The sequence below is a fragment of the Lactobacillus sp. VURO6/B1 (VP7) genome (assembly GCF_058139575.1).
Genome location: NZ_JBVOWJ010000006.1, coordinates 66,872 through 78,811, shown reverse-complemented (window position 1 = coordinate 78,811; position 11,940 = coordinate 66,872). Strand labels below are relative to the sequence as shown.

Below are 11,940 nucleotides of genomic sequence, written 5' to 3'. Positions count from 1 at the left end.
GTTCATTTCTGTCTTTTTGATTATTAATTAAGCAAGATCATTATTTTGCAAGTTTTGCTAAACGGCTCTTATCACGGTTAGCTTTATTCTTATGAATAAGACCTTTAGAAGCAGCTTTATCTAATGCACGAGCAGCAGCTACGTGTAATTCGGAGGCGTTTTCAGCACCAGCAGCTTGAGCAGTCTTGAACTTTTTAACTGCAGTTCTCAACTGATTCATTTGAGCAGCATTGCGCTTTCTTGTAGCATCTTGAGTCTTAACACGCTTAATAGCTGATTTGATTTGTGGCATAAATTTCACCTCCATTGATCGTAATTCTACTTTATAGATTATACTGAAAGATAATTGTAGATGCAAGATAAATAATACTTGCTTTTTAAAAAAATTGTCTGTATTATACTATTGTTGTGAACCGTTAACGCTGTTTGCGCGCTCACACCTGACGGTTAACGTTGTTAGCGGCAATTATTCTAGTGAAAGGTGAAAATAATATGGCAATTTCAAAAGCAGAAAAAGATGAAATAATTCAAAAATTTGCGACTCACGAAGGTGATACAGGTTCAACTGAGGTTCAAGTAGCCATCTTGACTACAGATATCAATAACCTGACTGAACATATGAGGAATCATTCACATGATCATCATTCATATGTTGGTTTATTGAAGAAAATAGGTCACCGTCGTAACTTACTTCGTTATTTACAAAATAAGGATATTAATCGTTACCGTGAATTAATCAAGAAGCTAGGTTTGCGTCGTTAATTAATTGAAATGTCAAAAAAGCTGGTTCAAATTAGGAATCGGCTTTTTTATTTTTGTCAAAATACCTTTTTATGCTAGAATAAAAAAAGATACTTTTTACGTTGTGATCACATGATCCATAAATAACAACTGAATAGCAAATTAAAGAAAAGGAAATATAATGACTGATCAAGTTAAAATTATGATTTTGAGCGGCGTTCGTGAACAAGGAAAAGACATGTTCGCTGTTCAAGTTAATGATGAAATTTTTGTTCTTGATGCAGGTCTTAAATATCCTGACAGCACATTGTTTGGAATTGATCTGGTTATTCCGGATCTAGACTTTTTTGAGCAATATGGTGATCAGGTGGTCGGCATTTTTTTGACACACGGACATGCAGACTCTATAGGAGCTTTGCCGTATATTTTAAGAAAGTATGACATACCAGTTTTTGGGTCACAGCTCACAATCGAACTGGCAAAAATAACAGTTAAACGGGAAAATAAGCGCTGTAAAAACAGTCTTTTTCATGTTATTGATGCTGAGACAGAGATTGATTTTAAAAATGCTAATATATCATTTTTCCCGACTACTCATTCTATTCCAGATTCGCTAGGAATAGATGTGCATACTCCTGCAGGAGAAGTTGTTTATACTGGAGATTTTAAGTTTGATCCTTCTGCAGCCCCTAAGTACCGTACGGATTTAGACCGCTTAGCAGAAATTGGACAAAAGAAAGTTTTAGCACTTTTAAGTGACTCTTCAAATGCTGAAGCATCTTTGCCCAATGTTGCCGAACAGGAGATTGGGGACTATGTAACAAATGTTTTTCGGAATGCCAAGGGCAGAGTAATCGTCGCTGCCAAAGCATCTAATCTGATTAGAATTCAGGAAGTCTTAAATGCCGCTCATAAAACTGGCAGACGCGTTTTGCTGACGGGCAGAGATTTGGCAAAAATAGTCCGTACTGCCATGAATCTTGGTTATTTGAATGTTCCTAAAGGCTTGTTGATGCGTGTTAAAGATTTAAAAGAAACTCCTGATGAAAAAACGGTTATTCTTGAAACCGGTCAAATGGGTGAGCCTTTAAATTCTTTACAAAAGATGGCCAAAAAACGTCACAGTATGATTACGATTCACAAGGGAGACCTAGTTTTTATTGCGACGACGCCTTCTCATTCTGTGGAAACGGTTGTGGCTCAAACTAGCGATATGGTTTATCGTGCTGGTGGTACTGTAATTCAACTAGGTAAAGCAAAACATACCAGTGGACATGCAACGGGCCGTGATTTACAACTGCTTATTGACATTATAAAGCCACAATTTTTAATTCCAGTTATAGGTGAATATCGATTACTGGAAATTCACAAAGATTTGGCAATCAGGGCAGGACTCAAAAAAGAAGATATTTTTATTACTAAAAATGGTGATTGCTTAAGCTATGACTTTAATCAAAAACGACTCTATTTGACAGATCCTGTTCCCGGAGAGGACACAATGATTGATGGCTCTGGCATCGGGGATGTTGGTAATATTGTTTTACGCGATCGCGAGGTCCTATCTGATGATGGCATCTTTATTGCAGTGGTGACAATTGATCGCCGTAAGAAAAAAATTATTGCTCAACCACAGGTTACAAGTAGAGGATTTGTATACATTAAGGCAAATCAGCAGTTAATGCGTGACAGCATTGAGCTGATTAAAAAGACAATTAATAATAATTTTGAGCACAAAAAATTTGACTGGACAGAGATTAAGCAAGATGTGCGCAATGATTTGGAAAAGTTTCTTTATCGCAAAACAAATAGGCGGCCAGTAGTTTTGCCAGTAGTAATGGAGGTAAACCAAAACCGACATCGAGCAATGCAAAAAAGAAATAGCAAAAATGATATGCCAAAAAAGGAAACTCATCACCCAGTTGATGTTAATAAGACTGGTCAAAGAATTATCAAGAAAGATCAATGATGACATCACTGAGTCAAAAAAATTTAATTAATCTGGCAAAAAGAAATGAAGCAAGTGGCGATATGGTTCAGGCTATTCAAAATCTTGAAGAAGCTTTAAGGGATGGTCACAGCGACGAGGTTGTTCTTAATTTATGTGAGCTATATATTAAGAACAAGCAGAGTTATTCTGCTTATGAATTAATTAAAGAAGAAAAGGATCTTTTCACTAATTCTAAAATTTTTGCTGAATATAGCAAAATTCTTAGAAAAAATAATTTTTTTATTGAAGCTTTAGAAGTTAAAAATATTACTGACTATGAATTGCCATGTTCGGTAGAACCAGTTAATTCAACAGCTCAACAGAAAATAATGGTTACTTTTAAACAAAAAGCTAAACTAACAAAATCTGATTACGAACAATTATTTAAGTTAAATTTACCAAATTTTAAAAATTTTGCTCAGAGTTTGTTGCTGGATCCCAGTTTAAACTTTGCAATTCGGCTGGTTTTAATTGAAGATTTGTTTCGACTGGGACTTCAGGAAACATTTAGGGTTCTGGTATTAGGGCAGGAAGAGCAATTTATTCCTCAAAAAATAAATTTACTTGAAAAGGACCCCGTGTATCGAGAAGTTGTATCAGGTATTGGTTCACGTTACTACCACAAGCCTAATCAACTTCCGGCTGTGTTAGGCGAAGTTAATTTGATTTTAGGGAGTCTTTATCCTAAACTAAATAAGTATGTTGATGATCCTGACAGTTTTGCCAGTGACATTGCTTCTTATATTGATAATCATGATGGTAGAAGTAATCAGAAGCTGTTTGAGAAAATCGATAATAATATATCCGAATAAAATTGGATAAAATGCCTTTACTTTTTCAAAGTATTTAGTATAATAGCAAAGGACGTTTTCATTAGGCATGGCTCTATGCATTAAAATACTAGGCATTTGCCAATGAAAGTAGTACAATATTCAATAGAGAACTATCCGTTACTTACTCAACGGACTTCTTGCAAATTTACAGGAGGGTCATTTTAATGGCAGAAAAAGAACATTACGTTAGAACAAAGCCACACGTAAACATTGGTACTATCGGTCACGTTGACCATGGTAAGACCACTTTAACAGCGGCTATTACTAAAGTTTTATCAGAAAAGGGCTTGGCCAAAGCAGAAGATTATTCAGAAATCGATGCAGCCCCAGAGGAAAAGGAACGTGGTATTACTATCAATACCGCTCACGTAGAGTACGAAACTGAAAATCGTCACTACGCCCACATGGATGCCCCAGGTCACGCCGACTACATTAAGAACATGATTACCGGTGCTGCCCAAATGGATGGAGCTATCTTAGTTGTTGCCGCAACTGATGGTCCTATGCCACAAACTCGTGAACACATTTTACTTGCTCGTCAAGTTGGTGTTAACTACATCGTTGTTTTCTTGAACAAAACTGATTTAGTTGACGACCCAGAACTGATTGACTTAGTTGAAATGGAAGTTCGTGACTTGTTGACTGAATACGATTATCCTGGTGATGACATTCCAGTTATCCGTGGTTCAGCATTGAAAGCTTTACAAGGTGACAAGGAACAAGAAGAAGTTATCATGAAGTTGATGGACACAGTTGATGAATATATTCCAACTCCTGAACGTCAAACTGATAAGCCATTCTTGATGCCAGTTGAAGATGTCTTCACTATTACTGGTCGTGGTACTGTTGCTTCAGGTCGTATCGACCGTGGTACAGTTAAGATCGGTGATGAAGTTGAGATTGTCGGCTTGGTAGATAAAGTTCTTAAATCAGTTGTAACTGGTTTGGAAATGTTCCACAAGACTTTGGACTTAGGTGAAGCCGGAGACAACGTTGGTGTATTGCTTCGTGGTATTGACCGTGACCAAGTTGTTCGTGGACAAGTTTTGGCTGCGCCTGGCTCAATTCAAACTCACCACGAGTTTAAAGGCCAAGTTTACGTTTTGAAGAAAGAGGAAGGCGGACGTCACACCCCATTCTTCTCAGATTACCGTCCACAATTCTATTTCCACACTACAGATATTACTGGAGAAATTGAATTACCAGAAGGTACTGAAATGGTTATGCCTGGCGATAACACAGAATTTACTGTTAAATTGATTAAACCAGCAGCCATTGAAAAGGGTACTAAGTTCACTATCCGTGAAGGTGGTCGTACTGTTGGTGCTGGTCAAGTTACTGAAATTCTTGACTAGTTCGTTAAAAACAGTTTAAAAAGATGTACTTCTTCATAGAAGTACATCTTTTTTTGCCTAAGTTTGTTTTTTGCGAGTGTTTAATGTAAGATAATTTAGTATGTAACGATGCAATTTAACTTGACATTGGAGGTATTTAATTAATGTCTGTAAAATGGAATAAAACCGATAATACTACCGGTGAACTTACTTTTGATATTCCCCAAGCTGATGTAAAGCGTGGGCTAGATCAAGCATTTAGGAGAGTAAAGAACAGTTTGCGTGTTCCTGGCTTTAGAAAGGGACATGTTTCGCGCGTGATTTTTGATCAATATTATGGTGAAGAATCATTGTATGAAAATGCATTGAATATTGTATTACCTGATGCCTATGAGTCAGCACTTAAAGAAGCTGATATTGCGGCTGTAGGTCAACCACAAATTTTACCTGTTTCAATGGAAAAAGGTAAAGATTGGCAAATGAAAGCCACTGTTACTGTTGAACCTGAGGTAAAACTGGGCGAATACAAAGGAATCGAAGTGCCTAAACAAAATACCCGAGTATATGCCAAAGATATTGATGCTAAACTAAAAGACGAGCGTGAAAAGAATGCAGAGTTAGTATTGAAGAAGAGTGCAGCAGCTAAGGGTGATACAGTTACCATTGACTATAAAGGAACAGTTGCTGGTAAAGCTTTTGATGGCGGTTCTGCAGAGGACTACTCTCTTGAATTAGGATCTAATACATTTATTCCAGGTTTTGAAGATCAATTAATTGGTCATAAAGCTGGTGATGATGTAGATGTAGTTGTAACATTTCCAGAAGATTATGGTGCAAAAGATTTAGCTGGTAAGGAAGCTCATTTTGCTACCAAGGTTCACGAAGTTAAATCAAAACAGTTGCCAAAATTAGATGATGAATTTGCTAAAGATGTAGATGACTCAGTTGAAACTCTTGATGATTTAAAAGAAAAGATCAAGAAGGACTTAAAGGCACAAAAGGAAGAAGCGGCACAAGACGAAATTGAACAAGCGGCAATTGAAGGTGCTGTTGCCAATGCTACTATTGATAAAATTCCAGATGCTATGATTCAAGAAGATATCAATACGCAAATGAATCAATATTTAGGAAATATGCAGCGCCAAGGTATTAGCCCTGAGACATATTACAAGATAACTAATACTACAGAAGATCAATTACGTTCACAATTCGGTAAAGATGCTGAAGAAAGAGTTAAAACTAACCTGGTACTTGAGGCAATTGTCAAAAAAGAGGACATTAAAGCCACTAAGGAAGAAATTGACAAGGAAATAAAAAACCTAGCTAGTGAATATAACATGGATGAAAAAACTGTCCGTAGCACTCTGACTGATGATATGCTTTCACATGACATTAATGTACGTAAGGCTATTAATATTGTCGCTGACAACGCAAAACAAGTTTCTAAATCTAAGACTAAAAAAGACGAAAACAAGTCTGATAAAAAGTAGAGTCTTAAAATTTGAGTAAAAAGGTGGTGTCGTACTGCCTTTTTATTTTATAAGCATATAATTCATATACAACCCGTATTTTATGCTAACCTTAGACTTGTAGATACAAGGAGGAATAGAATGGCATCACAATTTACTGATCAAGAGGTTATTAAATGTTCCTTTTGTGACAAAACACAAGATCAAGTTAAAAAAATGATTGCTGGCAACGGGGTTTATATTTGTAATGAATGTGTAGACTTATCAAAAAGAATTATTGACGATGAACTGAAATCTGATTCTTTAAAAAAAGCACAGGATTTACCTAAACCAATGGAAATTAAAAAGCAGCTTGACCAGTACGTTATTGGCCAAGAGCGTGCAAAAAAGATTTTATCAGTTGCAGTTTATAATCATTATAAACGCGTTACACAAATGGATGTTGATTCTTCGACAGAATTGCAAAAATCAAATATTGCTTTGATTGGACCAACTGGTTCGGGTAAAACATACTTGGCTCAAACTTTAGCCCGTATTTTAGATGTGCCTTTTGCAATAGCTGATGCAACTACCTTAACTGAAGCAGGCTATGTTGGTGAAGATGTTGAAAACATTTTACTTAAATTATTGCAAAATGCAGATTACGACATAGAACGTGCAGAACGGGGAATCATTTATATTGATGAGATTGATAAAATTTCTAAAAAATCTGAAAATGTTTCAATTACCAGAGATGTTTCAGGTGAAGGCGTTCAGCAGTCATTATTAAAAATTTTGGAAGGTACTATTGCTTCAGTTCCACCACAAGGAGGTCGTAAACACCCTCAGCAAGAATTAATACAGATAAATACCACCAACATTTTATTTATAGTTGGTGGAGCATTCGATGGTATCGAACAAATTGTCAAAAGTCGTTTAGGTAAAAAAGTAATCGGTTTTAGTGCTGAAAATGAGCTTAATAAAGTGCAAGATGATTCTTGGACTAAACATTTAACGACAGGAGATTTGGTTAAGTTTGGGCTGATTCCAGAATTTATTGGTCGTATTCCAATTATTGCTACCTTAGATAAGTTAGATAGAAATGATTTAGTTAGAATTTTAACTGAGCCTAAGAATGCACTGGTAAAGCAATATAAAAAATTGATGTCGCTTGATCAGGTTAACTTAGAATTTACACCAGATGCTTTAAAAGCTATAGCAGATTTGGCCATTGACCGTAATATGGGAGCACGTGGCTTGCGGACTATAATTGAAAATGCAATGATGGGTATCATGTATAAAACTCCAAGTGAGCCTGATATTGAGAACGTAAAAGTTACTAAAGATGTCATTGAAAAAAATGCCGAACCAAACGTAACAAGACGTAAAGAGGATGATCAGGAAAATAATGAAGAAATAAAGGCAGCTAATGATCATTAAAGAGAGTTCATATGCAATCAGTGCTGTGCGTGAGGATCAATATCCAGCTGATAATTTGCCTGAAATTGCACTTTCTGGTCGTTCTAATGTGGGAAAATCAAGTTTAATAAATACATTATTGAATCGTAAAAATTTAGCGCGAACTTCGGCACAACCCGGAAAAACGCAAACACTTAATTTTTATTTAGTAAATCATGACTTTTATTTGGTTGATGTGCCAGGGTATGGCTACGCCAAAGTTTCGCAAAAAAAGCGCGAACAGTTTGGTACAATGATTCAAGATTACCTTGAAACCAGGGCAAACTTACAAGGATTAATTATTCTAGTGGATGCCAGACATGAGCCTACTAAGAATGATGTAGCTATGTATAATTATGCATTATATCTTAATATACCGATTTTAGTAGTTTGTACTAAAATTGATAAGGTTAAGAAGAGTCAGCAAAATCAAGTGCTTACTATGTTAAAGCGAAAATTTGATTTAAATCATGATAATGTTGATGTTCTTACTTTTAGTTCGGTCCAAAAATTACATGTTCAAGAAGTTTGGCAATGGATTGAACAAAACCTGTAAAATTTGCAAGAAAAAATGGTTCTCAGTTGAGAACCATTTTTAGTTGTCTTTATCTTTAACTACTTTTTCCTTGTTTTTTGTTAATTTTTTCTTTTTGTCTTCAGGCACAGTGGCAAATTTGTCAAATAATTTTTCTAATTCGTCTTGTTTTTTAAAAGTTAAACCCATGATAATATTTCCTTTCTGATCTTAATTATAATAAAAAACAAAAGCACAAGCCAGAAAATACGTTAATTTGTTAGTTTTAAATAAAATTAATTATGTAAAGCTATATTTTGAAATTATAATTTTATAATAATCAAAATGTAACCAAGCAAAAGCAAATTTCAAACCATAAATTGTATGTTAAAATATGATAGCGAATTTGGGAGAGTGATTTTTTGGCAACTCAGCTGATTGAAAATAAATTAAAACTTTTACCAGCTAAGCCTGGCTGTTACTTAATGAAAGATGTAAACGGCAAGGTTATTTATGTTGGCAAGTCGAAAAATCTTAGGAGTAGAGTACGCTCCTATTTCAAAAGTACTCAAATTGGCAGAAGAGCTGAATTGGTTGAAGATATTCGTGATTATGATATTATCACAGTTTCAACTGATAAAGAGGCATTTTTACTTGAGGTCACGCTCATCAAGAAATATCAGCCATATTACAATGTGCAATTAAAACAAGGAACCGGGTATCCATATATTGAGATTACTAATGAACGTGATCCACAAACTAAGTTAACCAGCATCATTAGAAAAGATGGAGGCTATTATTTTGGACCGTATCCTAATGTTTATGCTGCACAAGCGACCCTTAAGTTTATTCAAAAAGTTTTTCCTCTAAGACGTTGCCATGGCAAGCAGGGCAGACCCTGTTTGTATTATCATATGGGACAGTGTTTGGGAGCATGTTTTAAAACAGTACCAAAGTCAGTCTATGAAGCACAAGTAAAAAAGATTAAGAGCTTTTTAAACGGTGACATAGCCTGGGTAAAGAAAGATCTTAACGGAAAAATGTCAGCTGCCTCTCAAAACCTTGAATTTGAGCGAGCAGCTGAAATTCGTGATCAGCTTAATTACATTGAAGAAACTGTCGAGAAGCAAAAAATTATTTCGAATGACAATACTCAACGTGACATATTTAATTTTTATGTTGATAAATCATGGATAGCCATTCAAATTTTCTTTTTAAGACAAGCTAAGCTGCTCAGAAGCGAAACTAGGATGTATCCACTGACTGATACTAATGATCCTGAAGATACATTCTCCTCGTTTATTGTGCAATTTTACGGTCAAAGAAATAGAATACTGCCAAAAGAAGTTCTTGTACCTGCCAAAATCGATAATGAGGCGCTAAGTGAAGTTTTACATGTACCGGTGAGAACGCCAAAAAGAGGGCAAAAGCGATCTTTATTAAATATGGCAAAAGACAATGCCAAACTCAAGCTGGACGAAAAATTTCGCCTGCTGGAATTAGGCAATAGAAAAACTAAGGGAGCACAGAAAGAAATTTTTGATTCCTTGGGGTTGCCTTATGGTCACGTCATTGAAAGTTTCGACCATTCACATATTCAAGGGGCTGATCCGGTTTCGGCATTAGTTGTTTTTAAAGATGGTGAACCAGATAAAAATTCATATCGCAAGTATAAATTAAAGGGTGAAGTTGAGCACCAAAATGGTGGCGATGAAGTCCGTAATACTCGTGAAGTTGTTCGCAGAAGATATAGCAGACTGCTTAAGGAACACAAACCAATGCCAGATCTAATTTTGATGGATGGTGGTCAAATTCAAGTAGATGCTTGTGAAGATATTCTACGCAATGAGCTGAACCTTAATATTCCAGTTGCTGGTATGGTCAAAGATAACAAGCACAGAACCAACCATCTTTTGTATGGAGATCCGATTAATGGTGTGCCCTTAAAATTAATACCCTTGGATCCAAAATCTCAGGGCTTCTATTTAATGACTAGAATTCAGGATGAAGTACACCGCTTTGCAATTACCTTCCACAGGAGGACTCATGCTAAAAATGCTTTATCGAGCAAACTTGATTCCATTAAGGGAATCGGTCCAAAAAGTAGAAATAAGCTTTTACGAAAATTTGGCTCTTTGAAAAAAATTAAAGAGGCCTCAATTGATGAATTACGTTCTGCCGGATTAACATTGCCCCAGGCTCAGACAGTTAAATTGACCTTGTAATATTGATTTTTACCGCAATTGACCAAACTTTTTGTGGTATAGTAATATGGTTAAGAAAGACGGAAGGAGAATCTAGATGCCTACATTTGTCGATCAAACTAAGATTGAAGTCCAAGCTGGTAAAGGCGGAGACGGCATGGTTGCTTTCCGCCATGAAAAATATGTTCCTAATGGTGGACCTGCCGGTGGCGATGGTGGTCGCGGCGGCAGTATTATTTTTGTTGCTGATAGTGGTTTGAGAACGTTAATGGACTTTCGCTATCGCCGTAAGTTCAAGGCAGAAAATGGTGAAGATGGTCGGATAAAGTCTCAATATGGTCGAGGAGCTAAGGATTTATACCTTAAAGTTCCCATTGGAACGACTGTTTATGACTTTGAAACCAATGAAGAAATTGGTGATCTAACTGAAAATAAACAAGAACTGGTTGTAGCACATGGTGGTAAAGGTGGACGAGGCAATATTCACTTTGCAACTAGTGTTAACACAGCTCCTGAAATTGCTGAAAATGGTGAACCTGGTGAAGACCGAGTATTGCGCTTAGAACTAAAGGTTTTAGCAGATGTTGGTCTAGTAGGCTTTCCTTCTGTTGGCAAGTCAACTTTGTTATCAGTTGTAACCAAAGCTAAACCCAAGATAGCTGCTTATTCTTTTACGACTTTAACGCCAAATTTGGGTATGGTTATTTTACCTGACGGTCGTGATTTTTCGATGGCTGATTTACCTGGCTTAATTGAAGGAGCTAGTCATGGTGTTGGTCTTGGCATACAATTTTTACGTCACATTGAAAGAACAAAGGTGATTTTGCACTTGGTTGCGATGGATCCTGCTAATGGTAGGGACGCGCTCCGAGATTACCAGACAATTCGTCAGGAACTATTGACTTATGACAAAGATCTAAAGAATAGACGAGAAATAATTGTCGCAACTCAAATGGATATTCCCGGTGCCAATGAAAAATTAGAGCAATTTAAAAAAGATTTGAAAACTAAGAAAATTCAAACTCCTGTTTATGCTATTTCAAGTGTGACGCATAAAGGAATTGAGCAGTTAATGCAGGATACTGCAGCTGTAGTAGAGCAGGTTGAAAAAGAACGAGCAATGCAGAAACCAAAGCCTGTTCAAGAAGTAAAAGAATATAAATATCAGGCAAGACAAAAGAATGATTTTACTATCACAAAACTGGAAGATCATGTTTTTGAGATTAAAGGTGAAAACCTGGAAAGATTAGTGGAACGGACAAATCTTGACTATCAGGATGGTGTTATGAGATTGGCTCGGAAACTTAAAAATCTGGGAGTAGATGATGCTCTGCGTGAAAAAGGAGCCGTTGACGGCGATGATGTAATAATTGGCTCATTCAACTTTGAATTTGTCCAATAATAAATAGAAAAGTTTTGAA

11 protein-coding genes are annotated in these 11,940 nt (G+C 36.2%); 9 read left to right on the top strand and 2 right to left on the bottom strand.

From position 1 onward, the window contains the following. Positions 1–40: 40 nt before the first annotated feature. Complete coding sequence (rpsT, locus tag ACZ2M0_RS04515; RefSeq protein WP_034979307.1) at positions 41–292, bottom strand: 30S ribosomal protein S20; 252 nt, start codon at positions 290–292, stop codon at positions 41–43. Between the two features lie 200 nt (positions 293–492). Between rpsT and rpsO the strand changes: the two genes are divergently transcribed. The 7 genes from rpsO to yihA all read left to right on the top strand — a co-directional run bounded on the left by rpsO (position 493) and on the right by yihA (position 8,357). Continuing rightward, the gene (gene rpsO, locus ACZ2M0_RS04510) at positions 493–762 is read left to right on the top strand and encodes a 30S ribosomal protein S15 (protein WP_034979304.1); all 270 of its coding nucleotides are present in this window, start codon (positions 493–495) and stop codon (positions 760–762) included. 160 nt (positions 763–922) lie between these two features. Then, positions 923–2,707: a ribonuclease J gene (locus ACZ2M0_RS04505; RefSeq protein ID WP_490058673.1), complete on the top strand. Its 1,785-nt coding sequence runs from the start codon at positions 923–925 to the stop codon at positions 2,705–2,707. Further along, positions 2,707–3,540, top strand: a complete 834-nt coding sequence (locus ACZ2M0_RS04500; RefSeq protein WP_490058713.1) for a tetratricopeptide repeat protein — start codon at positions 2,707–2,709, stop codon at positions 3,538–3,540. Before ACZ2M0_RS04505 ends, ACZ2M0_RS04500 begins: the two co-directional genes overlap by 1 nt. A 185-nt stretch (positions 3,541–3,725) precedes the next feature. Beyond that, positions 3,726–4,916, top strand: a complete 1,191-nt coding sequence (gene tuf / locus ACZ2M0_RS04495; RefSeq protein ID WP_045928030.1) for an elongation factor Tu — start codon at positions 3,726–3,728, stop codon at positions 4,914–4,916. A gap of 143 nt (positions 4,917–5,059) precedes the next feature. Continuing rightward, on the top strand, positions 5,060–6,385 hold the full coding sequence (gene tig, locus ACZ2M0_RS04490) for a trigger factor (RefSeq protein ID WP_223901809.1): 1,326 nt from the start codon (positions 5,060–5,062) through the stop codon (positions 6,383–6,385). A 120-nt stretch (positions 6,386–6,505) separates the two neighbouring features. Next, on the top strand, positions 6,506–7,783 hold the full coding sequence (clpX, locus tag ACZ2M0_RS04485) for an ATP-dependent Clp protease ATP-binding subunit ClpX (protein ID WP_223901808.1): 1,278 nt from the start codon (positions 6,506–6,508) through the stop codon (positions 7,781–7,783). Next, entirely contained in the window at positions 7,773–8,357 is a 585-nt protein-coding gene (yihA, locus tag ACZ2M0_RS04480; RefSeq protein ID WP_223901807.1) for a ribosome biogenesis GTP-binding protein YihA/YsxC, read from the top strand. Before clpX ends, yihA begins: the two co-directional genes overlap by 11 nt. A 39-nt stretch (positions 8,358–8,396) precedes the next feature. On the opposite strand, the gene ACZ2M0_RS04475 is transcribed toward yihA, so the two are convergent. Beyond that, complete coding sequence (locus ACZ2M0_RS04475; protein WP_490058672.1) at positions 8,397–8,525, bottom strand: SPJ_0845 family protein; 129 nt, start codon at positions 8,523–8,525, stop codon at positions 8,397–8,399. A 212-nt stretch (positions 8,526–8,737) separates the two neighbouring features. On the opposite strand from ACZ2M0_RS04475, the gene uvrC reads away from it, so the two are divergent. Beyond that, positions 8,738–10,540, top strand: coding sequence for an excinuclease ABC subunit UvrC (uvrC, locus tag ACZ2M0_RS04470; RefSeq protein WP_490058671.1), 1,803 nt, complete (start codon positions 8,738–8,740; stop codon positions 10,538–10,540). A gap of 76 nt (positions 10,541–10,616) precedes the next feature. Next, complete coding sequence (gene obgE / locus ACZ2M0_RS04465) at positions 10,617–11,921, top strand: GTPase ObgE (RefSeq protein WP_223901805.1); 1,305 nt, start codon at positions 10,617–10,619, stop codon at positions 11,919–11,921. Positions 11,922–11,940 lie beyond the last annotated feature (19 nt).